The organism is Synechococcus sp. M16CYN (assembly GCF_040371545.1).
GTDB lineage: Bacteria > Cyanobacteriota > Cyanobacteriia > PCC-6307 > Cyanobiaceae > Parasynechococcus.
In genome coordinates, this window is record NZ_AP029048.1 from 551,429 (window position 1) to 576,473 (window position 25,045).

Below are 25,045 nucleotides of genomic sequence, written 5' to 3' on the forward strand. Positions count from 1 at the left end.
CTCTGAATTATGTTTAAAAAAATTCACGCGGCACTTAATTTTTCATGAAGTTGTATTCAGTGCCCACTGGCGGGATTGTTGAAGAAATTTTGACCAGTTAAGACGTTCCTTCTCAGCCGCACGGGCTATTAAGAGTGGTGCCTCAAGTTTCAGTAACTTGAGATCAGGTTCTGATACTCCAGCATTTATAGCCAACCAGTCAGCCATAGAGCGACCAACGACGCGAGTTAAATAAGCTGCGCTTAGAGACTGCATCACTCCCGCAGCTAACCAGCTTCCAGCATCGAGCTTTGCCAGACTCAATAGCGTCTGACTGGCCCACTCCACTACTCCCTGTGCCAAGGCTGCTTTAACCAGCTGGGACGCAGCCTCCTGGAGCGCATCTAGTTTGATATCCGTTCCCCAAATCTCTTTCATCTCCTTCATCATTAGACCGTTGGCCACTACTAGCGCGAGCAGATCCAGACTGAGCAGTGGAGAAGCGAAAACTGAACCTGCCACAACCCATTGGGTACGTTGCTGTAGTTGCTGAAACCGAGCACGCCGATAAAATTCGAGATCAGCTTGCCAACGTCGGTGCAGGTCTTCGAGTAGACGTTGACGAGTATCAGGCAATCCATACTTTAAAGCTCGCCGAAGCGGAGCGAGAGATGTACGGAGAGACTCATAATGGCTCTGCACTATGATGCGGTTCCGCCACCGTTCGGGTAGATCCGTTTTTATTTGAGCAGTAGTTTGTTCGGTTGACTGACCAAAACATGCGCCTACCAGTATCCAGGCTGGTTGAGTTACAGGGACTTCCTGAAGCCACAGAAACTCGGAAGCTGTTAACGGGCTAGATAAGCTGAATAAGATTGCGTCTTGGTTTTGCAAAACAACAGGCCAGCAGCGCTTCCCATCGATACAAACCAGGGGATGGCAGAATGAGAGTTCGAGGGATGCTGAACCAGCGAGACTTTGTTGTAAAGAGGTGTGATTAGACACATCCGACTGATTGAAACTTACAAATGCGATCCGTTGTGGTCCAGATCGTTCAACAATATTCTTCAGGTCCTGACGTCTTAATGCAGTAGCCGATGGATTGGCTTCGAACAGTTCGAACTGATTCAAAACGGTCTGGCAGCGCTCAATCCAAACATCTATGGATACCGGAGCGACAAAGCAAGGTTTGGAGGCTTCCCGTCCAAGCCAAAGCACACAACCAACCACCACTAGGGCACCAAATCCCTCGCCCGGGATATGGATCACATTACTGAATAACCACTGTTCAACCAACAAACCCCCAGCAGCAAGCGCTAATGGCTTAACAAGGGAATTTGGCATCAACAAGATCTGCGGTAGCGCAGCTGGAAGTTTCAACTCAAAGCGTGACTTAGCAAAACCTCTCTTAGCCCAACTCACTCTCCAAAACCAGGAGCATCGGTCAGACTGCAGACTGCTCGCACGCCGCGTACACAAAACTCATCTATTGGGAAACACGAGTGCCGCGTAGCCCGACAGGATTCAATTTTTGCTCTTTGCTAAGAAGTGCTATTGATTCCGATTTCGATCAGAACTCTGGTTTAGGGAGCTGCCACACTCCCGTCAGATCTAGCTGCGGAAATACTAAGCACCTCTGTTGCTCTGCTGATGTTAAGCACAGTGCTATGTAATGCTTTTCCAAGACTTTTTGTAAGGTTTCAATAAACCAAAAGCTTTCCAGACCCCGTCCTGGCTGCAATCGTCGCTGTGGCCGCTGCTCAGTGCAAAGACACTGGTATCCTGCTAAATCATGGGCTTAGCATCTCTTTACATCCTTCGAAACTTTGCCCTGATCTGGTGAATAGACCCTGAACAGCCCCATGTAGATTCGGGCAACTTCTGGGAGGTAGATGCTTTTGGTTACAACCTTGTGTTCAGCCTATCACCGATCAGTTGTGGAGATGGCTAGAGAAGTCGGCTTGGGATTAGCTCTTACAAAGCAGATGTTTAACCTGCAGCAGTGGCAGCTGACGCGCCGACTACCATAGTTGCATGCATGAAAGTGGCAAAGATCGCCTGGCTATAAATGAGCTGGCCTGACACTGCCGTTACTGTACTGGTGAAATTGTTACCAACAATAACTGAGGTGTGTTGTCGTGTTTTGGGTCAAATTTTTCCCCAAAAGGCCAACCGACCATTCGGCTATGGTATCGTCATCCTAGGATGTATCTGTGGTCGTAGCTAGTGACAGGTCCCAAGCATATTTTAGGATATCGTAATGTTTTTAATTGCGACTTATTTAAGCCGATAAGTCTTTGTGGATGCGCACTCAGTGGTGGCGAACATGAAGGCTTTAGACATTCTAAATCAAAGTATTTATTACAAAGCTCAGGTCACGACCATCAATCAGTACATCCTACCTCGAGCCAAGAGATTATTCCTGGTTTAGATCAAATATCCGAATCTATGTGCAGAACTGATCGGTGTTCGGGTTTTCTTGAACAAAGTCAACCATCACCCAGGGTATCGAGGTTGCTTTACGAAGCAGCTTTAGTGCACCTGTGATCAGCTGTATCAAACGTTCGCGCTGCCGCGAGACCACCATCCGGTGTGGCTTAATTTGGGTTCAGCTAGGTTTGCTTTTGCCACTATAATCATCTTCCGAAGTCATTGGCGATCTATAAAAATTCAGTGAATTATCAAGCAATTATTCCGATGGGGTAAGTCAATTAATTGATTTTTCAGCGGACCTGTTGCATTGATAAGCACAGTGTGTGGACGATTGTCATCAGGTATTCAAGACGTATTTAGTCTAGCTAGTCTATGTTTGAATATTGTTGAACCGCAAGTGACGCTGACACCCTGTAAATCGTTGCAAAGACTGCCATTGAACGCAGTCTCGACACATTTCTTACGTTCACACTAATCTATGCTAGAAACCTAGGAGTTGCGGCCAGCTTGCTAACCTCACTGCCAACATACCGATGATGCGTCACACTTGCGCCTGATTACGGGCCATCGGCCATGACTAATTCCTACAACGATATCCAACAGCAGGGTGGACAGGGCGGAAATCGTCGCTACGAGCGCGGTCGCGGCGGCCGTGGAGGCAACCGTGAAAGTGGCGGCTTTCGGATTCGTTTGAGCGACAACGAAATGGGCGCAGTAAAGGCCTTACAGGAAGCTTTTAATTTGCGCTCTCCTGTGGCTGTACTCGGCTTTGCGGTACGAACCCTCGCTCAGATGCTTGCAAATGGGCAACTAGCTGATTTGATTGAGCAGCAGCGCGACCAGGCTGCTAACAGCGGGCGGCGCGACTCGAAGAATCGTCGTTTTGATAATGAAAGCGGAGGCAACCGTGGTTCAAGGCCGGATCCTTTCGCTCGGCCCAGTAAGCCCAAACCCAAGTTAGAAACGACTTCTGAACAGGAAATAGCAACCGATACGGAGATGCCGTCTGAAAGCGAAGGGGATGTCGATATCAGTAGCGTGGACTCCAGTAATTTGACCGTCATTACGGCGGACCCATCGGTAAAGCTAGATGAAGGTAAAACAGCAGAAATAGAGGCCTGATTCATGCCGCAGCCAAGGGTTCTCTCCGGTGTTCAGCCGACCGGAGCACTCCATCTCGGCAATTGGCTGGGAGCGATCCGGAACTGGGTTGATCTGCAAGACAGCCACGATACTTATGTCTGCGTTGTTGACCTTCACGCGATCACGGTACCTCACGATCCTGCCAAACTTGCCGCTGATACAAGGTCCACAGCCGCGCTCTATCTAGCGTGCGGAATGGATCCCAAACGCTGCTCGATCTTCGTTCAGAGTCAAATCGCGGCTCACAGCGAGTTGTGCTGGCTCTTGAACTGTGTTACACCCCTTACTTGGTTGGAGCGCATGACCCAATTCAAAGAAAAGTCGGTGAAGCAAGGAGACAATGTTTCCGTTGGCCTGCTAAATTACCCGGTCCTTATGGCAGCGGACATCCTTCTATACGATGCCGACCTTGTGCCGGTGGGTGAAGACCAGAAACAACATCTTGAACTTGCTCGTGATATCGCCCAGCAACGCGTTAACGCTCGGTTCGGTTCTGAAAAGCAACCTATCCTTAATGTTCCGAAGCCGCTCATACTTAAAGAAGGTGCCAGGATCATGAGCCTGACGGATGGTCGTAACAAAATGAGTAAGAGCGACCCAAATGAGAGTAGTCGTATAGCCCTGCTAGATCCTCCTGAGCTCATTACAAAGAAAATTAAACGTGCCAAAACAGATTCGGAACACGGTCTTGAATTCGGCAACCCCGAACGCCCCGAAACCAATAACCTGCTTGGCCTCTACTCGATTCTCAGCGGCCAAGATCGTCAGTCTGTAGCCTCTGAATGTGCTGAGATGGGATGGGGGCAGTTCAAACCCCTCTTGGCGGAAGCTACGGTGGCCGCACTGAAGCCGATTCAAATTCTTCATAAGGAGCTCATGGACAATCCGAAAGAGGTAGATCTTGTTTTGAAAGCTGGTCGCGATAGGGCTGCAGCCGTAGCCAATGCAACCCTTAATCGTGTCCGACAGGTATTGGGTTTGGCTATAAGAGCTTAATCAGACTTAAAAACGGTTAATCAACGAAGCTAATGAGTAGGTTTTTTATGAATGTAATCTCTCGATTACTAAAAAGACATCTATCAAATTAGATCGAGATAAATTTTTTCTTAAGACTCTTGTCGTTTCTTTATCTTCTCGAGCGCAGCGCGAACCAAAGGTTTACCTCACGATGACCGAACTTTCCACAAAGCAAACATTGGTATCAAAGTGAAACTACTTTGAAAACGCCATGTGTCTCAGTTATTTCCAAGCACTGTCCTGTTTCCGAAATACACCTGGGCTAATTTCCTTCTTTGCGGTGGATTGCTGCTTTGCGTACAAGGTTTGTCCTTACTTAATTCAAAGGTAATACCGAAGACAGTAGGCATTGTTGAGAGGGCAGCCACTCGCGCCTCGTTAGCGCAGGGTAAAGAAGGTGGTCCTTATGAGTTCACACCTGAACGTCGCGCCTTACTGAACACCATCCGTTATGCTGAAGGCACCTGGAGGGGTGGTAAAGATCAGGGTTACGTTGTCATTTATGGGGGAGGTCTATTCAACGATCTTTCGCGCCATCCCGAACGAGTTGTCGTGAAGCGCTATTCAAGTGCTGCCGCTGGTGCCTACCAATTTCTACCCGACACCTGGAAAGGAGTAGCTCGGGAGCTGAAGCTCAGTAGCTTTGAACCTCAGCATCAGGACCAAGCGGCACTTCATTTAGCTAAACGCCGTGGGGCACTTGAGGAAATTGATCGGCGTGGCCTTACTAAGGTAGCCATGGCAAAATTAGCTTCAGAGTGGGCTTCTTTCCCAACCACCACTGGTCATTCTGCATATGGGCAACCGGTTAAAAGCCACCAAGAATTAGCAGCGTTTTATAGTGAAAACCTAAATAGCCTAAAATGTCAAATCAACGCCTGATCACAACGACGCGCAGCCACAAACGCCGACCAAGCCCTATAACCTAACTGCCCTATCTACGTCATGAGGTGCATGAACTGCACGGAATGCAACTGCTGGTTGACGTTTTGCTAATCGCCTGCGAAATTATGGCTCGACAATACCCCATTTGTTTCTTGTGTGGCGGGGGGTTCACGCTATCTAAATCCAGTCAAACCCGATCTTTGGGCTGCTGGAGCGCTTAAGTAGGCGAGGTCTAATAAAAAGGTTATATCGTCTTGACCTCCGAATACTAGTTACTGCAGAACTTAGCTTTAGCCATTCTCCGAGCACTTTCACCAATAGGATGACGCGTTCCCATTAGTGATAAGGGGAATAACCCGTTCAGTGTCTGGAGTTTTTCACGTTCATGCCCGCCGTCACCCTCCCCGATGGACTAATTAAGAGTTTTGACGGCCCAGTCAGTATTGCGGATGTAGCTGCCTCAATCGGACCTGGGCTAGCAAAAGCAGCTGTTGCGGGAATTGTGAACGGTGAATCCCTTGATTTGGTCGTGCTGATTGAGAAAGATGCCGAAGTGCGTCTTCTCACGAAAAAAGATGCTGAAGGAGTCGACGTCATTCGGCACTCATTTGCTCACCTTCTGGGGCACGCGGTGAAGCAACTCTATCCGGAGGCACAAATGGCGATCGGACCTGTAATCAAGGATGGCTTCTATTACGATGTTGCTTATGACACACCCTTCACTCCAGAAGATCTTCAATTGATTGAAAATCGGATGAAAGATCTGATTGCAAAAGACTATGATATTAATATGCAAGTAGTCAGCCGCAATGAAGCGATAAAAACATTTGAATCCCGAAAAGAAACATACAAACTCCAAATCGTTGAAGAAATTCCAGAAGGAGAAACTATCAGGTTGTATCATCACGAAGAATATACGGATATGTGTCGTGGACCACATGTACCCAATACACGCCACCTCCGGCACTTCAAATTAATGAAAGTGTCAGGGGCATATTGGAGAGGAGATTCAAATAATAAGATGCTTCAGCGGATTTATGGAACTGCGTGGGGATCGTCTTCGGACCTTAAGGCTCATCTTAAACAATTGAAAGAAGCTGAAGCAAGAGATCATCGACGTCTCGGTAAACAGCTATCCTTATTTCATATTCAAGACAATGCACCCGGGATGGTATTTTGGCATCCATCTGGATGGTCGATTTACTTAACGCTGCAGCAATTCATCCGAGAACGGTTAAATATTTGCGGTTATCAAGAAATACGCACACCACAGATTGTCGATCGGACTCTTTGGGAAGAATCTGGACACTGGGAAAAATTTAAAGATGACATGTTTACAACATCATCAGAAAATAGAGATTATGCCGTTAAACCAATGAATTGCCCTTGCCATGTTCAGATTTTTAATCAAGGATTACGAAGTTATAAAGATCTTCCAATAAGACTCGCAGAATTTGGTTCTTGTCATCGTAATGAGCCTTCCGGAACACTGCATGGTTTAATGAGGGTCAGGAACTTTATTCAAGACGATGCTCATATTTTTTGTTCAGAGGATCAAATTCAATCCGAAGTCTCAGAGTTTATTGATCTTGTATTCGATGTATATAAGACATTTGGTTTCAAGACGATTTTGATTAAACTATCCACACGGCCAAAGAAAAGATTTGGCAGCAATGAAATTTGGAATAAATCCGAGCGTTCTCTGCAAGATGCACTTGAAGCAAAACAACTTAGTTGGGAACTTTTACCTGGGGAAGGTGCTTTCTATGGTCCAAAAATCGAATTTTCACTTCAGGATTGTCTTGGTAGAGTCTGGCAATGCGGAACTATTCAAGTTGATTTTTCCATGCCAGATCGACTCGGAGCAACTTTTATAGGAGAAGATGGTTGTCGCCATGCAATAGTAATGCTTCACAGAGCAATTCTAGGAAGTTTTGAACGTTTTATTGGTATCTTAATTGAAAATTATGCCGGAGAATTTCCTTTTTGGCTTGCTCCTGAACAGCTGAGAATTCTTCCTGTTAGTAATGACGCTAGAATCTTCTCTGAGAAAGTTCACGATCGATTAATGCGCTCAGATATTCGCGTTAAAATCGATACAAGCGGAAAGCGTCTTGGTAAGTTAATTCGAAATGGAGAAATGAGCAAAGTCCCTGTTCTAGTCATTGTTGGTGCCACAGAAGCTCGAAATGGTAGTGTAAGTTTGCGTAGCCGAAGAGGAGGAGATCTTGGGACGATGCCTCTCGATACACTAATTCAATCGGCTGTAGATGCAAACCGTTATCGATGGGATGATATTCGTCTGACCACAAAATAACTGCTTTGCTTCAAATAACTTTTGCCTATCTGTAAACAACTCCCGATCTCTCAAAAAGCGAAGTCGAAACCTAAGACTGGAATCAAACTGACAAAACAACTTTAGCGATCTGCTCCACTATCGAGATTATAATAAGTTCAGAATATTTAGTCTTTTGCATTTATAGGGAACCTAAAACCAAGTGAGATTAGTGGATATTTTCTTTGTTAAGAACTACCAAAACATTGAGATTATTCGGAAGAATATTAAGGGTTTATTTTTATTTCGTACTAAAACTGAATGCATCTTAAAGCTAGTGATTATGATTAACAGCTATAGAGGTGAAACCCAGTCCGTCGCCATACGAGTCTCATTTCTCTTTGACTTTCTCATCTAAATACAGTTAGTGGATTGTTTCCAAACTGGAATAAGCTTCTCACCATGTCTTCAGTGGTTGTTTCTACTCTTTTGGCCGGAGATATGGGAGGGACTAAAACCCTCCTTGCTTTATATGGGGTTAGCGGCAATCGGCTCATTCAACTCCATCGCCAGCGCTTCATTTCCAATGAATGGAAGTCGCTTGGGGCCATGTTGGAAAGCTTTTTGAACAATAGACCAAATGATATTAAAGCGCCCCAATACGGCTGTGTGGCAGTGGCAGGTCTGGTTCGAAACAGCAGCGCACACATTACTAACCTCCCTTGGCAACTCAAAGAAGATCAATTAACTGTTGCTGCTGCTTTAAACCAGTTGGAACTAATCAATGATTTTGGCGTTCTGATCTACGGCTTGCCTTATTTAAAAAATTCACAGGAGGTGGTACTTCAACCTGGGGTCCAAGACAATGGCCCCCTCGCTGTTCTCGGCGCAGGGACGGGTTTGGGCATAGCCCGGGGAATTCGTTTTAACAATCAACTAGTCGCACTTGCGAGCGAGGGCGGCCATCGTCAATTTGCTCCACGTACAGAAGAAGAGTGGCAATTAGCCTGCTGGCTCAAACAAGACCTTAATGTAGACAGCTTATCCGTTGAACGAGTGGTTAGCGGTACCGGGCTTGGGCATATCGCGCGCTGGTTGCTTCAAAATCCTGGAACAGAGCAACACCCTCTACGCCCCATCGCAGAAAGATGGAAAATTGACAGCACCTGCGATTTACCTGCTCAAGCGAGCCTCGCCGCAAAGGAAGGTGATCAATTAATGTTGCATGCTCAGCAAATTTGGTTATCCGCCTACGGATCGGCAGCAGGGGATCTTGCCCTTCAGGAGCTTTGTACGGGAGGACTTTGGATTGGTGGCGGTACAGCTGCTAAACAATTGGTGGGACTTCAGTCAGAGACATTTTTGAACGCGATGCGGCAAAAGGGTCGTTTTAATAATTTTATTAGCGGGTTAAAGGTCACAGCCATAATTGACCCTGAAGCAAACCTCTTTAGTGCGGCTTGTCGTGCGTGGGCTCTGGCCAGATCAAACTAGGTGGGACACTGTCCTAAGCAGGGGATCGGCGATGGTACTGCCGCGTATCGGGCAGACAGTGGTGGTCGAAGTACCGGCAACCACTGCCAACCTCGGCCCTGGCTTTGACTGCCTTGGTGTTGCTCTCGATTTGAATAATCGTTTTGTTATGCGAAGGATAGAAGGCGGAGGAGAACGATTTGAGCTGATTATCGAAGGGAGCGAAGGCAGTCATCTCCGTGGCGGACCAGAAAATTTGGTTTATCGGGCCGCGCAAAGAGTTTGGAAAGCTGCAGGACTAGAACCAGTCGCCTTGGAGGCACGCGTACGACTTGCTGTGCCCCCAGCTCGGGGGTTGGGCAGTAGTGCAACTGCGATTGTGGCTGGATTAATAGGCGCCAATGCTCTCGTGGGAGAACCACTAAATAAAGAAAAGTTGTTGGAACTAGCGATTGATATTGAAGGTCATCCAGATAACGTGGTGCCTTCACTGCTCGGAGGCCTCTGCATGACAGCAAAAGCAGCCTCACAACGCTGGCGTGTGGTGCGCTGCGAATGGATGAATTCGGTGAAAATTGTGGTTGCTATCCCCTCAATCCGACTCAGTACCAGTGAAGCTAGGCGTGCTATGCCTAAAGCCATCCCGGTAAGCGATGCGGTCGTAAACCTCGGTGCGCTGACTCTACTGCTTCAGGGGCTGCGCACTGGCAATGGCGATCTGATCTCTGATGGCATGCATGATCGTTTGCACGAGCCCTATCGATGGCGTCTGATTAAGGGAGGTGACCAAGTGAAACGAGCTGCGATGGGGGCCGGAGCCTGGGGGTGCGCCATCAGCGGAGCAGGGCCAAGCGTCTTGGCTCTATGCAGGGAAAGTAATGGAATAACTGTGAGTCGGGCAATGGTTAAAGCTTGGGAAGCCGCTGGCGTAGCCAGCAGAGCTCCAGTGTTGAATGTGCAGATCACTGGTAGTCATTGGCAACCAGCAAATGATGAGTAGGACTACCCAAAAGACGATTTTATACCTGTTAGCTTTGTTAAAGATTGCGAACACAGAATGAGTGGTGGGATGCGGCAAATTGCTGATACAGGCGCGGCCTTTCCCTGGCTTTCCCTGATCATTCTGTTGCCGGCTGTATCAGCATTGATCCTGCCGTTGTTGCCAGCCCAAGAAAATAAATCCTCTCCTTGGCCGCGCAACATCGCCCTTAGCGTTCTTTTGGTGGATCTTCTCCTCATGATGGGAGTTCTGGCCACTCGATTCGACCCAACCTTTTCCGGTATTGCACTGGTGGAGCGCGTAAACTGGGTGCCCTACATTGGACTGGAGTGGTCCCTTGGTGTAGACGGTCTCTCGGCGCCGCTAGTAGTGCTTAGTGGACTAGTCACCTTGCTGTCGGTTGGTGCGAGCTGGACAATTGAACGCAAATCACGCCTCTATTTCGCGCTGCTGCTAGTTCAGGCTTCAGCTCAAAGCCTTGTCTTCCTCTCTCAAGATTTCCTCCTTTTCTTCTTGGCTTGGGAGCTTGAGCTAGTTCCGGTATATCTACTAATTGCGATTTGGGGAGGTCAGAATCGTCAGTACGCGGCAACCAAGTTTATCTTGTATACCGCCGTCGCTTCATTACTGATTTTGATTAGTGGCCTTGCCTTGGCACTATCAGGAGATACTTTCACCCTGAATTTAAGCGAACTTATTTCTCGTTCGGCCGGCGGCAGTTTTGGGCTGCTTTGTTATCTCGGATTCCTGGTCGGATTTGGCGTAAAATTACCAATGTTCCCTCTCCATACATGGCTTCCTGATGCTCATGGTGAGGCGAATGCCCCGGTGTCCATGCTGCTAGCCGGTGTTCTGCTTAAAATGGGCGGCTACGCTCTGCTGCGTTTTAACGTGCAGATGCTCCCGGAAGTCCACCAGATTCTTGCTCCGGCGTTAGTAGTTCTAGGAATCGTAAACATTGTGTATGGCGCTCTTAATGCATTTGCACAAGACAATGTGAAACGACGGATCGCTTTCAGCTCTGTTAGTCACATGGGTTTCGTTTTGGTGGGAATTGGCGCTGTTGATGCACTCGGCATCAGCGGAGCCATGCTTCAGATGGTGAGTCATGGTCTTATTGCAGCCGCAATGTTTTTTATTACAGGTGTGTTTTATGAACGCACTAAAACTCTTTCCATTCCAAATATGGGCGGTCTCGCTAAGGCATTGCCGATTACGTTTGCTTTCTTCTTGGCCAGTTCTCTGGCGTCCTTGGCTCTTCCAGGAATGAGTGGCTTTATCAGTGAAATAACCGTATTTCTTGGTATTACCAGCCAGGAAGCTTTCACTTCTACATTTCGTTCCATCACGATTATCTCGGCCGCAGTTGGCTTGGTGCTAACGCCGATGTACCTACTCTCGATGTGTCGTCGGGTCTTTTTCGGTCCGCGAATCCCAGCACTGGCTAGTGTGGAGGATATGCGCCCACGCGAATTAGTGATTGGGTTGAGCTTGCTTGTTCCCACCCTCGTTATTGGTATTTGGCCACGAATCGCAATGGACCTTTATGAAGCCTCCACGGATGCTATTGCACTACCGCTCCTTATCTAAAACATGTCTTCGTCCCCCTCACCTCTCCAAAGTGGCGAAGGAATACCTGAGTTCAATGCCATTACCCCAAAACAGATCAAGCGCGATATACCGCTAATTTTGAAGCAAGTCGATGACGCCTTTAGCGCTCATGAAACTAATCTTCGGTCCATTCTTGATAGTGGAGGCAGTCCAGACTGGATTACAGTCGTTGAGCCGTTGTGGGAAATATGCGAGCGTCTACGATGGAGTTGGGGAGTTGTATCTCATCTCAATGGGGTCTGTCATTCAAAGGAACTCCGTGCTGCTCATGCCGAGCAGCAGCCTAAGGTGGTGCGCCTTAGCAATCGGCTAGGACAGAGCCAAATTCTGTATTTAGCGTTTAGTCGCCTTTTGGATAGCTCGGCTCAAATTCTCTCGCCGACTCAATCAAGAATTCTTCACTCTGAGCTGCTGTCCATGCGGCACCGAGGTGTTGCGTTAGGTAGCCATGATAAAGCCAAGTTCAACGAAGTCAGTGAAAGATTGGCGTTTCTTTCGAACCAATTTAGTAACCATGTTTTAGATGCAACGCAACAGTGGACCTTGAAATTGACCCAAGCCGAGGAGGTTGCCGGCCTTCCACAACGCGCCCTCAGAATTTTGGCAGCAGCAGCACAAGATTCCGGAGAGGATCAAGCTACGGCTACTGATGGCCCATGGCTACTCGGGCTTGATATGCCTCGTTACCTACCGTTCCTTACTTATGCTGACAATCGCAAACTTCGAGAAACTATATACAAAGCGCGTGTGGGATTAGCCAGCAGCGGCGATCATGACAACCGCGCACTAATCGAAGAGATCCTTAGCCTTCGACATCAGCAAGCCATTCGCTTGGGTTACGCCCATTGGGCGGACATGAGCCTTGCCAGCAAAATGGCAGACGATGTTGATGCAGTGGAAGCGTTGCTCGAAGAGTTGCGTTCCGCAGCATTCCCTGCTGCCGAACTCGAACTGAATGATCTACGAGCACTTGCCCAGCGACACGAGGCTCTAGAAGCAGGGGAATTGGCCCAGTGGGATCTGCCCTACTGGAGTGAAAAACTACGCAAGGAACGTTTTGACCTTGACCAGGAGAGATTACGTTCTTGGTTCCCTCTCCCACAGGTATTGAATGGCCTATTTGGTCTTTGCAATCGTCTATTTGGCGTGACCGTTGAGTCTGCTGACGGTGATGCTCCTGTCTGGCACGATGATGTGCGTTATTTTCACGTCAAACAAAACAGCACCCCAATCGCCTCTTTTTATTTGGATCCCTACAGCCGACCTACAAGCAAACGTGGCGGGGCTTGGATGGATGAGTGCTTGGGGCGGCGAATCAAAGCCGATGGCACCTATGCTTTACCTGTGGCTTATTTAATTTGTAATCAGACGCCACCGGTCGGGGAAACGCCAAGCTTGATGAGTTTCGAGGAAGTGGAAACGCTGTTCCATGAGTTTGGCCATGGACTTCAGCATATGCTTACCAAGGTTGATGAACCTAAAGCCGCCGGTATTAACAATATTGAGTGGGATGCAGTCGAGCTTCCAAGTCAATTTATGGAGAACTGGTGTCTAGACCGAGCAACCCTAATGGGTATGGCCCGCCATTGGCAGACGGGCGAATCACTGCCCGAAGAGGAATTTCATAAACTCCGAAGGAACCGCACATTCAACTCTGGTTTGGGAACCCTGCGTCAAGTGCACCTTGCCTTAAGCGATCTACGTTTGCATAGTCGCTGGACCCCTGAACTTGGTCTCACCCCTAATCAAATACAGCGTGACATAGCTCGGACTACCACAGTGATACCACCAATCCCCGAGGATCAATTCCTCTGTGCCTTCAGCCATGTTTTCGCTGGTGGTTATTCAGCTGGGTACTACTCATACAAGTGGGCTGAAGTACTAAGTGCCGATGCATTTGCAGCCTTTGAGGACGCTGGCCTTGACGACGAAAAACAAGTTCAATACACGGGAGCTCTCTTCCGCGATACTGTGCTTGGCCTTGGAGGCAGTTGCTCTCCGGCTGAAATATTTGAGGCTTTCCGCGGACGTCCGGCTAGTACAGAAGCGTTAATCCGCCACTCGGGTCTAGTCGAGCCTGGAATGAAGTGAAAACTAAATAAATAGGGTCGGCCTGGCACACGAATTAACTAGTTGCAAGGTTCCGTTGGTTTAAGCCTCACACAGTGCTCCACTCAGAATTTTCAGCGAGGTTGGGTGTGTCATCAGCTGTTGATGCGTCCACACTGGTATCTCTTGGGCTGATCCCGTTGGAAGTACAGCACGCCATCCAGGACACACAATCAGATCCCAACGGCAGAAAAAGCTACGGCACCGCACAGATGATAACTGATTAGAAGTTTTGCGAAGGTCGAGGAGAAGTTGGCTGCCAATCTTCATATCAGCAGCACCTGGCAACAATAAGTGTGGAATGGGCAAGGCAGTGATGGTGCCCTGATGTGGACTACCAACACTGAAAAAATGGTGAGTCCGGCAAGCCCCCTCTAACTCTTGAAGCCAAATCCGACCTACGATTCCACCCATAGAAAACCCCAATAGATTCACCGTTGTCTTTGCACCAAAGCGGTCGTGAATCTGCATATTTAACTGATGTGCTAACTGACGCAGGGGAACCTCCCCAAGACCGTGCCTGAGATGGGGTGCGAGAAGATCTTGCTGAGGTTGATCCAAATACTGAATCAATCGATGAAAGAGTCGTGGGTGGTCCCAAAAACCATGAATCAAGATGAGAGGAGTCATAAAGTTGGTAGATAGCCGCCGTGTCTCTGTCGTTCTACGGCTACAAGCCCGCTGAAGCCAGGTACCGGTGCTGCGCATTTGGTCAAACGCAGCCCAACAGGGATAGGACCGTATAGACGCTCAATCCGATTGAGAACTTGTTCACTGAAATGCTCAACAGTGAGACAGTTAATTTTTCGAGCCAAGCTCTGCAGCGTTCTAATCACCAGGCTGTAATCCAGGCTGTTGTCTAGGTTGTCAGAAACAACTGCTGGGCCAAGATCTAGCTCGAAGCGTAGATCTAAACGGAACCACTGCCCGTCACGACGCTCACGTTCGAGTATGCCAACGTGCGCCCAAAGTCTTAAATCATTAATGTGAATTGAGTCAATCAGAGTGGTAGATCGTTATGGGTAAAGGAACGGTCTCCGTTAGCATAGTCTGCCGCAACGTGGCCATCACCACGCAGCTGGTAGCGATACGTCACCAAACCTTCGAGTCCCACCGGTCCTCTTGGCGGTAAGGTTTGGGTACTGATTCCAATTTCAGCGCCAAAACCATAACGAAAACCATCGGCAAATCGACTCGAACAGTTATGGTACACGCCTGCACTGTCCACTGTTGCAAAGAAGCGCTCCGCCACAATCAAATCTTCTGTCAAGATTACCTCGGTATGGCGGGAGCCATACCGACGAATGTGCTCGGTGGCTTCTGCAAAGTCACCTACAATTCGCACTGCTAGAGTCAGATCGAGGTACTCTGTATCCCAATCTTCTTCACTGGCGCTTTCTGATATGCCAAAAGCTTGACTTGCTGCATCTCCGCGAAGGGTGACGCCGGCGGCCTGAAAAGCCGGCACAGCATCCGATAAGAAAGCAGATGCAATATCGTGATGCACTAAAAGTGTTTCGATCGCATTGCAAGCAGCTGGGTACTGGGTTTTGCTATCCACTGCAACACGAATAGCTTTTTCTATATTCGCAGCTGCATCTACATACAGATGACAGATGCCATCTGCGTGACCAAGTATGGGAATGCGAGTGTTGTCTTGAATGAAGCGAATGAACTTGTTACTTCCCCGCGGAATAATGAGATCTACTAAACCATTAAGCCGGAGTAACGCCAAACTTTCTCGTCGCGTGGTGAGTAGGGTGAGGGTATCCGATGAGATTTCACTGGCGTCTAAGCCTGCTTTCAAAGCATTCATCACTACCTTGTTGGTGCAACGGGCCTCGTTGCCTCCTTTGAGTAGGGCGCCGTTACCAGAACGAATTGCCAACGAAGCTATTTGAACTACTGCATCGGGACGAGCTTCAAAAATTACGCCCACCACACCGAGAGGAACCGTAACGCGTTCTAATACAAGTCCGTCGTCGAGTTCCCTATGCAGTTGTCGACGACCGAGTGGATCGGGCAGCGTGACCACTTTTTGTATTCCATCAATTGCTGAAGCAAGCTTCTTCTCATCCAGCTTTAGACGTGCCATAAAAGCCGGAGATAATCCTTCGGCAGCAGAACGGTCCAAATCCTCCTGATTGGCCGCCACAATCGATGCTGAACGTTCAGCTAGTGCATTGCCCATTAATTGCAACGCTCTGACTCGTTGGCCGTTATTAGTCTGTACTAGATCGACGGTGGCCAACCGGACGGCCCTAGCTCGTGCAAACAGCTCGATTGAAGGCTCTGGAACGTTGGTCATGGCAACTTCAACGCGTCACATTCTCTATCATCCTTTGCTAAGGATCCAAGGGATATGAATGTGTATCAAAGAATTAAAGGTTGATGTTCATTGAAAATGTACATAGTTTCTTTTCGGGATCGTCGATAACCTCCTTTTTAAAGTATTGCTAGTGGTTAAATATCTAAAGTCTTTTAAAGCTTAGTTCTGTCAAAATGACTGAACATTCTTGGTTGTATAAATCAAAAACCCAAACCGCGCGAAATCGAGCATAACAGGCCTAAACCAGCTCATAATAATCAATTAATCGTAATGTCTTTTTACTGCGACGTATCAGTCAACCGCTGTAAAGCGAGTCGAGCAGCTCCTAGGCGGCCAGCACCATTACCAAGGGCACATGCTTCTATGCGAAGTCCTTCACGAGAAACCGTATGCACGCGCTTCTTCACCTCTCGACGTACGGCAGGAAGAAAATGAGAAGCGGCAGCAGCAAGACCACCACCCACCAGTACGCATTGCGGCGTAAAGATATAAATAAGAGACGCAATCCCAATGCCGAGGTTCTGTCCGTATTGTTCCCAAACGGCCTGTATGTCAGGATCGCCGGCGTCAGCACGCTTGTTCAACTCGCGAGGATCTTGATCATAGAGACGACGCAGCGCAGTGCTACTAGCAAACTGCTCTAACGAGCCCCGATTACCACTATTACAACTTGGACCGTCTGGCTGAATTCCAATCAAACCGAGTTCAGCACCTGCACCGTTGTATCCCGTAAATAGTTTGCCGCCTAAAACAACACCGCCACCGACCCCGGTCCCAAGGGTAAGCAACACAACATCTGTGAGGTTTTTAGCTGCACCGCGCCACAATTCCCCCACAATGGCGCAACTGCCGTCATTAGCAAGAGTAACTCGCCGCTGCAAGCGAGACTCTAACCAGTCTGCAAGGGGAACTTCTTTCCAGCCAGGCAGATTGATACAAGTGCGCGCAACACGCGCTGTTGCATCCATTGGACCCGGTAAACCAACTCCGACAAGAGGCGCATGATGCCGGGGATCGATCTGCTCGATCCCTTCACATAGTGCCATCGTCACGGCCCCAGGAATCGCTGGTTGCGGAGTTGGAATTTGTAATTGTTGAAGCAACTCACCGTCGCGGTGAAACCTTGCGAACTTGATGGCCATACCACCTAGATCGACGCCGATGACCTGATCAGATCGCATCGTCAGAATCGAAATAAGACCTGTAACTGACTTTGCCAGGTACCCTTAAAGTCCACAGAACCCGATAAGGTCGTGCTGGGAGTAAGCCGATAGGTGACGGTAGTCTGAGGTGGGACATTAGGATTATTGGGCGCTGCAATCAGAGAAAGATCAAAGCGATCGGTTATATCAATTCCAACTTCTGTCACCAGGGTGAAAGTGGGGGGTGCCTGCCCCGGATCGCCCTCTTTGGCTGGTTTAACCGATGGTGTGACATAGGTGGGTAATAAGCCAATCTGCATTCTTTGGCCAAGAACATTGGTGATCGTTCCGAGTACCGGTGATAGCAGAGATTGACCTACCATCGTGGCCAAAGCAGCGCCTCCTGCTCCTGCAAGACCATTCAGCGAATTACCGCCAATCAACCTCAGAAGTTCAGACTCGCCCATCGGAGGAGCACTTCGAAGTTTGAGGTTGTCTCTTAGACGATCCGCCTTCCCCACGGCTTCCACGGTGACTTTGACCAGATTTAATTGGCTGCCACCAATCGACATCATTCCCAACCCATTCGTTTCAAACACATTGGAGTTAGTTACGTGATCACTAGCGCCAATACCGACGCTGTCAGAAACGCGGGCTTTCATTGCGACATCGATATAGGGAACTAAACCCAGTGAAGGGGTGAATACCGCTACGTTCGATGCCTTTGAATCTAGTAAAAATGTAGTGGTGAAAAGGGTAACGCGTCCCGAATTGAGTCTAATTACACCCCGTGTTTGGAGTGACGAGTCTAACGGTCCATTCAGCAACAGCTCACCACCAACCCTAAAACTGATCCAGGGAGGCATCTCTACTTCTAAATTCGGACCGAGAACAAGTTTTAGATTTCGGAATCGCAATGTCGGAAGATTCGGCTTCATTTGCCTGAAGCGATCTTGTGATTCTTGCAGAGGGGTGTTAGGCTCAATCAAGACCAGTGGCTTTTTGAAATCCCACGTTTCTCCCCAGAGTTTTCCCACGGACATTTTAGGGATAAAATCTTCCTTTAGGTTTGGTCGAGCGTTTGAAGTAGCCACATTGCTCAGCCCACTGTTGCGGGTTCGGCTCAAGATCCCGGAGCGCGGCGTAATCACGCCATTTGAGAAAGTAAGATTGCCAGCCACGGAAGGTTGAGTTAGGGCACCCTTAACCACCAGTTTTCCATCAGCTTGGAAACGGATAATCGACTGATGAATTGTGCCTTTAGTGATTTCAAAGGTGAGTGGACTATCGACCTTTTGCCTCTGAAACAAACCGATAGAGCCAGCACCTTGCAATTTGCCACTCGATCCCAACTGTGCTTCTAACCACTGCAGTTCAATTTGATTAGAATCGAACAGTATCGATGCATTAACCCGGCTCAGGTTTTGTTCGCCAACTGTGATATTGCCATTAGATATCACCATAAATCCATTGGCTATAGGCTGAGAAAGAGATCCTCGTAGAATCAGACTCAAATCAGCTTTACCCGCGTGAATTTTGACGTCACCTCTGGTTAGGCCGGCAAGCATGTGCAGAGTACCTCTATGGCTTTCAATCTGAAGACTGATATTTGAAGAAGGATCGAGTGGAACGCTTCCCTGAAGAGTGATCAACTTATCGTTTTCACGACTTTGGAGTGCTAAATCGAGATGAAGAATCCCATTCTTGAGAATAACCGCATTACGCTTAAGATACGGTTGCTGATTAGAAAGGATTGTAGATTTTAGAACGAGAGATGAATGGATTAGGGGTGATGTATCACTAAGATCATAACGACCATGCAAGCCTAACGTTCCTTGTAGAACAGGTGGAACTGGTATAAATAACGCCATCAGTGAGATGGGTAGATGTAGTAGGGAAAATTTTCCATTACCGCCAAAGAGAGACCCTTGCAATGTGATCATTACAGGTTCAAGTTGCAGAGCTTTAGCTTGGTCCCCGTTGTTTATCCAAAGATGAGCTTGAGCCTGTATATTTGCAATTAAAGCTTTAGAGTATGGGCCTTGCAATGTAGCTAGAGCATTGAGTCGTCCATCTAGACGATTAATCCGTATTTCCTGATCAGGATGACTATGTTTAGAAGTTTTTAAGGTTTGGCGAGTTTTAGCGAGTATTTGGAGATGGCTATCTAAGGAGTTACCAAAAGTGTTTGTAATTATAGTTCCTAGGTCATCAGTATGACTTAGACGTTCTTTATCAGCTTGCTTTGGGTTAAGTAATTGACGAGTAAGATTCAATAACCAATTGAAACTAATATCAGTAGCTTCGAGGCGGCTGTATAGAGGTTTGCCTATAGTTCCTTGAGTCGTGACGGTTACGGTGCCTAATGGGGGTGTTAAAATGGCCTTTGCCTGAAAATGGTCATCTTGGATATTGCCGTTTAAACTCGCCTGTTGTAGTATTAGAGGACCTGCTTTCAGGGCGTTAAATGCAAGATTGCCGTTTATACCTATAGGTGCTCTGTTCAACTGGCCGGTGCCTGTGACCTTGCCGGTCACAGGCACCGGCCGTCGGTAAAACGGAAACACCACTTTTAGACCATTAAGAGCTAATCCAGTAGCAGTCCAATTATATCCATTCTGACTACCTACTACACGCAGCAAGCCACCACCACGCTCCAACTCTACTACTAAAGGCCAACCATTAGTAGCAAAGTTGATATCGAGTACACCCGGTACTGTTGGTTTAGCAGCAGTCATCAATAGTCGAGGCCTCTGACCAACTTCCTCCGATAAACGCCCAGTCCAGAGCCCCGACAGTAAAATAGGACCGATGCGAGGCTGGTTCGTTGCAAGAGTGAGGTTCGACTGCAAAGCATTTAATGGTCCTTGCAAACGACCACTTGCCGAAAGTGTGCCACCCAATTTTATCCCTGCTAGTACCGAAAAACGTTGTAATTCGAGTGATTGAAGACGCAGGCTAGCCCGCAGCTCGCCACTTCTCACTTCGCTTTTAGCCCAAGTAACTGGCAAGTAAGCCGTTGCTTTAAAGAACGGACTGTTAAATTGATTTAGGATTAAAGCTGATTTGTTTTTCGACCATTGGGCCCGCAATGTCCAATTATCTAGTAACGGGTTATCTGCTTGTGCAAGTTTAATGTGTACCACCGGAGAGCCACCCTCACCGTTGATCACAAGTTGACCGAGCACTGGGGCCGCTGTACCTAGACTTGCTTGGAGGATAGGAATATCTTTCCAAAGCTCAGGCAGGACTAACAGTTTGGTACTACGAAGATCGGTGGCTTGCCCCCATTGACCTGACAGGGCCAAGCGCAATCCTGGAGCTTGCAAACTTAGGTCTTTGAGCAAAATACGACGCCCATTGGATCTTGAAAACGAGGTCGTCCCCTTGCCTTTAAAAATAAATGGCCCACGTAAAGCCGACTTGTTCTGAAGTCCTAATTGGCCAGTCAGTTGCCAGTGCGCTTCGGCCCACGGACCAATAATCTGAAGATGCAGAGCGTTCTCACCAAAATCGGAATAACGATGTACGGTAAATTTGAGGTCTACCCGCTTCCCAGGTGCAATCGTCCCTGAAGCAGCAGCCGTTAGGTTACCGTTGTAAATTCGAACGGGCGCGAGTAGGATTTGGCCATCGTGACAGTCGATACGGGTCCGACTAAAGCGGAGCTGATCAGATAGAGCCTGCAACTGCAGGCGCACTCCAGTGAAGTTAAGTCTCCCTTGACAGCCCATTGTCTGCCCAGACCATTGCAAATGCAAGTCACCATTCACTGTTCCGGCGGCGACTACACTTGGCGTAGCTGGAAGCAGCGCCGCGAGGGTCTTTAACTCAAGCGCGTTTGCTCGACCACGCAAGCTGAACTGGGGTCGATCCCAGCGACCGCTACCTTCTAATCGCAAAGAACCAGTTTGACCCAACCAGCGTAAACTAGAGGTAGTGTTGAAGCTGGACTTAGCCAGCTGAATGGCTCCGTGACCACTCAACTCCAATTCCCGACCAGCTGGTTCGAAAATTAGACGAGCTGGTTGATCTAAGCGGTAATGAAGTTCTAGGTCAGGAATGTTATCTGTACTGTCTGATTGACCTAGAGTCCAATAGTTGCCTTCCTTATTACGTCGAAGTTTTGCTTCCAGCCCCCGAATGTTAAATCGAAGAACCGGTTTCCATTTGCGCAAACTGGCCAATGGATCCAGGCTGACTACAAAACTATCCAGGTTGATTTGGGATCGATTGAGCTTGGAGGGCAGGATTTGACTTCGCCCGAAAGATAATCCCCACAGGCGAAGGCCCTGATAAGGACCAACTCGTATCGAATGTCCTAGAGGACGAGCCAGAGAACCTTCTAATTGCAGCCGCCACCCTGCCACGCTCTCAGCCACCCAGCGATCGATTGCACGAAACCCAAACACTCCTGAACTAGCTAGGAGTAGAATGCCAACCACTGGTACCACTCCTCGCCGCGCCACCGACATTAAACGCGACAAACAGAACAAAACCAAATGCAATATAAAACGACTTTATTGAAAGATGCCAAGCCTAATGTCAATTGATCAGCTACTCCTAACTTCAGCGCCTTGGTTGGCCTGGTTGGGTCTTGGACTCGGATTAGCAACTGTAACGGCATTTCTAGCTCGCTGGGACATTCGTTTTCGCCTCGTAGGCTTTAGCAGTTTCACGTTGCTTTTAGCTGTAAGTAGCTGGGGTTTCGGCGTGAGTTACACGCCACCTGTCGTAATAGATGGTGCAGTGCGAGCGCCGATCGTATTCGATAACGGAGACAACCTCGTTGTAGCTCAGGTACCCCCGAACATTAATACTTCCGCAATCGAACCGACCCTCGAACAAATTGCTGGCAATTTGCGAGGGTCGGGACGAAGAAACAGTAGAGTAGTTGTGCGGCTTCGGGGTATTGAACCTGTCGGAGAAGGTGTAGGTCGTCCGGTAATACTTGGAGAAACAATCCGAGATTTCCAGATACCTAACCATAAAAGAGTATTGCCTACATAACAGTAATTCAACAAGTTTGCTACAATACCCAGGTTTTTAAAGTGAGGATTCCCTTGGGACTCTGAACCTACGACACTAATCATCACTAAATTTGACGTCGTTGATGATCTCCAGCTTCATCGGCTCATCCCCAGCAATCAGACATTAATAGTTAGTAGCTTTGAGTAATTAAGGGGTATCGCTATCTGCTTATTATGAGTTGCCAGCTTAAGCTCTTTCAGTAGGATGAAATTCCTCCAACACGTGTAAGGGTTGTTCTAGCTGTCGCATTGTACTCCGAATGTTTATTGCATCTAAGCGGTTTCTTCGAGATGGGGATCCTAGAAACCCATCAATAGGCTACATTGGATTTAAGCTTTGTTAGAAATTAAATTCATCTCACCATGTTAGACAACTCTTAAACTGGCCCTGAGCTGTCATTCCGATTCCAAACGATTGCTTATGAGAACAGTGTATTTTAGTTATTGATGTGCAAAATTTTGATTGGATGGGTTCTAATCAGTCTGCAAACCGTTGCTGCCTCTGCGGGTTCCGAATTATTGAAGGGTGTGAAGAGGAATCCACAGCAAGCCCAAGCCATGTGTAGTGAGTTTCAGAACCAGAACAAGAATAATGAGTCAGTTTATTCGCGTATATCTATTCGGTCAATTGCCGCAAGTCGCAACATCGACGAAGAAGATGCGGAGGTCTTGGTAACCTATGTAGTGGGGATGCATTGCCCCGATGTACGCTGATTCATCATCTGTCCACTCACGGGTTTCCGAGTTAAGTCTTCCAGACGGGGTGAGACTCGTGGCAAATCTTTGGTACCCGAGCGGAGAGGGACCATGGCCAACCCTTTTGATGCGTCAGCCTTACGACAAAAGCATTGCATCAACGGTAACGTACGCCCATCCCTCATGGTGGGCTCGACAAGGTTTTCTTGTAATTATCCAGGACGTGCGTGGACAAGGACAATCGACCGGGGTATTTCAAGGGTTTGCCCAGGAAGCACAAGACACGGCAGCAACTCACGCATGGGTTCGATCACTGCCGGAATGCAACGGCAAATTGGGCTGTTATGGTTTCTCTTATCAAGGCTTGACGCAGCTCTTAGCACCGGCACATGCCCAAGCACCAGATTGTCTGGCGCCCGCAATGGTAGGGCTGGACGAGCGCGACAACTGGAGCTGCGAAGGGGGAGCCCATTGGTGGCATTTAAATTTGGGTTGGGGATTGCAGCTGGCGGCCCTGCAAACCAAACGACGCGGTGACAATCAAGCCTGGCTTGAAATCTTTCAAAGCCTCGAATCAGGAAGCTATCTTCAGGATGGTCCAGAGCTGCTTCAACGTTACGATCCGCTGGGAATGGCATGGACTTGGCTGCAGCGAGATCCCCAGCGTCGTGACGATTGGCCTGTCCATCAGGTTCAAGACAGTTGGTTAAAACAACCAATGTTTTTGATCGGTGGTTGGTGGGACCCTCATCTTTTGGGTGTACTCGATCTCTGGCACAAAAGTCAGGCTGTCGGCGGCACGCCAGAAATCGAGGTGGGCGCAGCGACGCATTTGAATTGGTGGCCAGGTACTCAAGCGCGGCTTTTGACCTTTTTTAATAAATACTTGAAGGGTGAAACACTCTCAGAAACAAAGAAATCTGCACAATTTTGGAATATTACCCGTTTTCAATGGGAGAAGCTTTCTGCACCTCCAGACGTCACCTGGTCACTTAATAGTTCTGGATTGGCCTGTAGCGATCCGAATCACGGCAGGTTGATCCCTGATGCTCCGGGTATAGGTGAGGAGTGGATCGTACATGATCCATGGCGCCCCGCCTTAGCAATCGGTGGACATCTCAGTCCCAGTGCTGGCCCCGTTGACAGAAGGGAGCTCGATCTTCGCACCGATATCGCGACCTTTAATTCTGTCCCATTGCAGCAAGAGCTTTTGCTAAGTGGTCGTCCCCAGTTAAGCCTGAATGTTGAAGCAGACAATCCCGGATTTGATCTCTGCGTTGGCTTATCCCGCTGCCCAGCTGGAATTAACGTCGTAGAGCAACTGAGTACAGGTCATCTGAGAGTTTTAGGTGACAAAGCGTGTACTTGCGCAAAATACATCGTGCAGTTTCAACCCCTCTTGGCAAGTTTGGAAATCGGGGATCGGCTGAGAGTTTCAATTGCCGCTGCCGCTTGGCCAGCTATCGGTGTCAATCCGGGGCATCGAGGCGTACCTTGTGGCCCAACCTCTGCCCAACACCGCGTTGTAACACTAATATTGCATCTAACTGGCTCTAAGCTGCGGCTCAACCCACTGAATTTTGGTCAACCGAGTTTCGGTTGACTCTTCTTGCTAGAAAGCTGTCTGCTGTCCTACTGAGTTTTTTCTTCTGATGTTCCCGGCTAGAGAAGTCACTTTTGAAGGCTCAGAACAATCGATTTTAATCAAACCTGAGCTTGCATATAGTTCACTTAGGTTACGGTTATAATTAAACTTGAACTGGATTAGAATAATAAAGACTGAAACTATGATAATCTGTGCGAATTCTTTACTGATTCTATTCGTTTTAGTTTCAGCAAAGGTAGGATTTAAGCGCATTTGGACCAACGCTAGTTAATATTAACGACACTCGACTTGTAAACCTCACTTCTGGGTACAAAGCC

General features: G+C 48.2%; 19 protein-coding genes and 1 pseudogene. 13 read left to right on the forward strand and 7 right to left on the reverse strand.

The annotated features are described in order from the left end of the window. Positions 1-42 precede the first annotated feature (42 nt). A complete protein-coding gene (locus ABWV55_RS02590) occupies positions 43-1,458 on the reverse strand; it encodes a YcjF family protein (RefSeq protein ID WP_353292166.1) in 1,416 nt (471 codons plus the stop codon). Positions 1,459-1,877: 419 nt separating this feature from the next. On the opposite strand from ABWV55_RS02590, the gene ABWV55_RS02595 reads away from it, so the two are divergent. Both ABWV55_RS02595 and ABWV55_RS02600 read left to right on the forward strand, forming a co-directional pair. Continuing rightward, positions 1,878-2,009 carry a hypothetical protein gene (locus ABWV55_RS02595; protein ID WP_353292167.1) on the forward strand — a complete coding sequence of 44 codons (132 nt, stop codon included), beginning with the start codon at positions 1,878-1,880 and terminating at the stop codon, positions 2,007-2,009. A 38-nt stretch (positions 2,010-2,047) separates the two neighbouring features. After that, positions 2,048-2,206, forward strand: coding sequence for a hypothetical protein (locus ABWV55_RS02600; RefSeq protein WP_353292168.1), 159 nt, complete (start codon positions 2,048-2,050; stop codon positions 2,204-2,206). A 219-nt stretch (positions 2,207-2,425) separates the two neighbouring features. Here ABWV55_RS02600 and ABWV55_RS02605 read toward each other — a convergent pair whose 3' ends face one another. Next, positions 2,426-2,566, reverse strand: a complete 141-nt coding sequence (locus tag ABWV55_RS02605) for a hypothetical protein (RefSeq protein WP_353292169.1) — start codon at positions 2,564-2,566, stop codon at positions 2,426-2,428. Positions 2,567-2,985: 419 nt separating this feature from the next. On the opposite strand from ABWV55_RS02605, the gene ABWV55_RS02610 reads away from it, so the two are divergent. The 8 genes and pseudogenes from ABWV55_RS02610 to ABWV55_RS02645 all read left to right on the forward strand — a co-directional run bounded on the left by ABWV55_RS02610 (position 2,986) and on the right by ABWV55_RS02645 (position 13,907). Next, positions 2,986-3,534 carry a hypothetical protein gene (locus tag ABWV55_RS02610; RefSeq protein ID WP_353292170.1) on the forward strand — a complete coding sequence of 183 codons (549 nt, stop codon included), beginning with the start codon at positions 2,986-2,988 and terminating at the stop codon, positions 3,532-3,534. A gap of 3 nt (positions 3,535-3,537) precedes the next feature. Next, positions 3,538-4,551, forward strand: coding sequence for a tryptophan--tRNA ligase (trpS, locus tag ABWV55_RS02615; protein WP_353292171.1), 1,014 nt, complete (start codon positions 3,538-3,540; stop codon positions 4,549-4,551). A gap of 327 nt (positions 4,552-4,878) precedes the next feature. After that, entirely contained in the window at positions 4,879-5,454 is a 576-nt protein-coding gene (locus ABWV55_RS02620) for a glycoside hydrolase family 104 protein (protein ID WP_353292521.1), read from the forward strand. A 388-nt stretch (positions 5,455-5,842) separates the two neighbouring features. Next, the gene (gene thrS, locus ABWV55_RS02625; protein WP_353292172.1) at positions 5,843-7,774 is read left to right on the forward strand and encodes a threonine--tRNA ligase; all 1,932 of its coding nucleotides are present in this window, start codon (positions 5,843-5,845) and stop codon (positions 7,772-7,774) included. Between the two features lie 429 nt (positions 7,775-8,203). After that, positions 8,204-9,223, forward strand: a pseudogene (locus ABWV55_RS02630) (glucokinase); the annotation flags it as partial. Between the two features lie 34 nt (positions 9,224-9,257). Then, the gene (thrB, locus tag ABWV55_RS02635) at positions 9,258-10,205 is read left to right on the forward strand and encodes a homoserine kinase (RefSeq protein ID WP_353292522.1); all 948 of its coding nucleotides are present in this window, start codon (positions 9,258-9,260) and stop codon (positions 10,203-10,205) included. Between the two features lie 57 nt (positions 10,206-10,262). Then, positions 10,263-11,795 carry an NAD(P)H-quinone oxidoreductase subunit 4 gene (locus ABWV55_RS02640; RefSeq protein WP_353292173.1) on the forward strand — a complete coding sequence of 511 codons (1,533 nt, stop codon included), beginning with the start codon at positions 10,263-10,265 and terminating at the stop codon, positions 11,793-11,795. A 3-nt stretch (positions 11,796-11,798) separates the two neighbouring features. Then, positions 11,799-13,907, forward strand: coding sequence for a M3 family metallopeptidase (locus ABWV55_RS02645; protein WP_353292174.1), 2,109 nt, complete (start codon positions 11,799-11,801; stop codon positions 13,905-13,907). Between the two features lie 60 nt (positions 13,908-13,967). On the opposite strand, the gene ABWV55_RS02650 is transcribed toward ABWV55_RS02645, so the two are convergent. The 5 genes from ABWV55_RS02650 to ABWV55_RS02670 all read right to left on the reverse strand — a co-directional run bounded on the left by ABWV55_RS02650 (position 13,968) and on the right by ABWV55_RS02670 (position 21,871). Continuing rightward, positions 13,968-14,555: an alpha/beta fold hydrolase gene (locus ABWV55_RS02650; protein WP_353292175.1), complete on the reverse strand. Its 588-nt coding sequence runs from the start codon at positions 14,553-14,555 to the stop codon at positions 13,968-13,970. Next, positions 14,552-14,926: a dihydroneopterin aldolase gene (locus ABWV55_RS02655; protein ID WP_353292523.1), complete on the reverse strand. Its 375-nt coding sequence runs from the start codon at positions 14,924-14,926 to the stop codon at positions 14,552-14,554. The genes ABWV55_RS02650 and ABWV55_RS02655 overlap by 4 nt, the downstream gene beginning before the upstream one ends. Next, positions 14,926-16,233: a glutamate-5-semialdehyde dehydrogenase gene (locus ABWV55_RS02660; RefSeq protein ID WP_353292177.1), complete on the reverse strand. Its 1,308-nt coding sequence runs from the start codon at positions 16,231-16,233 to the stop codon at positions 14,926-14,928. Before ABWV55_RS02660 ends, ABWV55_RS02655 begins: the two co-directional genes overlap by 1 nt. A gap of 299 nt (positions 16,234-16,532) precedes the next feature. Beyond that, entirely contained in the window at positions 16,533-17,435 is a 903-nt protein-coding gene (locus tag ABWV55_RS02665; RefSeq protein ID WP_353292178.1) for an ROK family protein, read from the reverse strand. Positions 17,436-17,437: 2 nt separating this feature from the next. After that, the gene (locus ABWV55_RS02670; RefSeq protein WP_353292179.1) at positions 17,438-21,871 is read right to left on the reverse strand and encodes a translocation/assembly module TamB domain-containing protein; all 4,434 of its coding nucleotides are present in this window, start codon (positions 21,869-21,871) and stop codon (positions 17,438-17,440) included. A gap of 67 nt (positions 21,872-21,938) precedes the next feature. Here ABWV55_RS02670 and ABWV55_RS02675 point away from each other — a divergent pair, with 67 nt between their 5' ends. The 3 genes from ABWV55_RS02675 to ABWV55_RS02685 all read left to right on the forward strand — a co-directional run bounded on the left by ABWV55_RS02675 (position 21,939) and on the right by ABWV55_RS02685 (position 24,725). After that, the gene (locus ABWV55_RS02675; RefSeq protein ID WP_353292180.1) at positions 21,939-22,406 is read left to right on the forward strand and encodes a DUF2518 family protein; all 468 of its coding nucleotides are present in this window, start codon (positions 21,939-21,941) and stop codon (positions 22,404-22,406) included. Between the two features lie 467 nt (positions 22,407-22,873). Next, a complete protein-coding gene (locus ABWV55_RS02680; RefSeq protein WP_353292181.1) occupies positions 22,874-23,140 on the forward strand; it encodes a hypothetical protein in 267 nt (88 codons plus the stop codon). Next, the gene (locus ABWV55_RS02685; protein ID WP_353292182.1) at positions 23,130-24,725 is read left to right on the forward strand and encodes a CocE/NonD family hydrolase; all 1,596 of its coding nucleotides are present in this window, start codon (positions 23,130-23,132) and stop codon (positions 24,723-24,725) included. The genes ABWV55_RS02680 and ABWV55_RS02685 overlap by 11 nt, the downstream gene beginning before the upstream one ends. The last annotated feature ends 320 nt before the right edge of the window (positions 24,726-25,045 follow it).

Coding starts and splice junctions, on each gene's coding strand:
- ABWV55_RS02675 (WP_353292180.1), top strand. CDS start 21,939: ATGTCAATTGATCAGCTACTCCTAACTTCAGCGCCTTGGTTGGCCTGG.
- ABWV55_RS02660 (WP_353292177.1), bottom strand. CDS start 16,233: ATGACCAACGTTCCAGAGCCTTCAATCGAGCTGTTTGCACGAGCTAGG.
- ABWV55_RS02605 (WP_353292169.1), bottom strand. CDS start 2,566: ATGGTGGTCTCGCGGCAGCGCGAACGTTTGATACAGCTGATCACAGGT.
- ABWV55_RS02685 (WP_353292182.1), top strand. CDS start 23,130: ATGTACGCTGATTCATCATCTGTCCACTCACGGGTTTCCGAGTTAAGT.
- ABWV55_RS02650 (WP_353292175.1), bottom strand. CDS start 14,555: ATGACTCCTCTCATCTTGATTCATGGTTTTTGGGACCACCCACGACTC.
- trpS (WP_353292171.1), top strand. CDS start 3,538: ATGCCGCAGCCAAGGGTTCTCTCCGGTGTTCAGCCGACCGGAGCACTC.
- ABWV55_RS02645 (WP_353292174.1), top strand. CDS start 11,799: ATGTCTTCGTCCCCCTCACCTCTCCAAAGTGGCGAAGGAATACCTGAG.
- ABWV55_RS02640 (WP_353292173.1), top strand. CDS start 10,263: ATGAGTGGTGGGATGCGGCAAATTGCTGATACAGGCGCGGCCTTTCCC.
- thrB (WP_353292522.1), top strand. CDS start 9,258: ATGGTACTGCCGCGTATCGGGCAGACAGTGGTGGTCGAAGTACCGGCA.
- ABWV55_RS02680 (WP_353292181.1), top strand. CDS start 22,874: ATGTGCAAAATTTTGATTGGATGGGTTCTAATCAGTCTGCAAACCGTT.
- ABWV55_RS02670 (WP_353292179.1), bottom strand. CDS start 21,871: ATGTCGGTGGCGCGGCGAGGAGTGGTACCAGTGGTTGGCATTCTACTC.
- ABWV55_RS02600 (WP_353292168.1), top strand. CDS start 2,048: ATGAGCTGGCCTGACACTGCCGTTACTGTACTGGTGAAATTGTTACCA.
- thrS (WP_353292172.1), top strand. CDS start 5,843: ATGCCCGCCGTCACCCTCCCCGATGGACTAATTAAGAGTTTTGACGGC.
- ABWV55_RS02665 (WP_353292178.1), bottom strand. CDS start 17,435: ATGCGATCTGATCAGGTCATCGGCGTCGATCTAGGTGGTATGGCCATC.
- ABWV55_RS02610 (WP_353292170.1), top strand. CDS start 2,986: ATGACTAATTCCTACAACGATATCCAACAGCAGGGTGGACAGGGCGGA.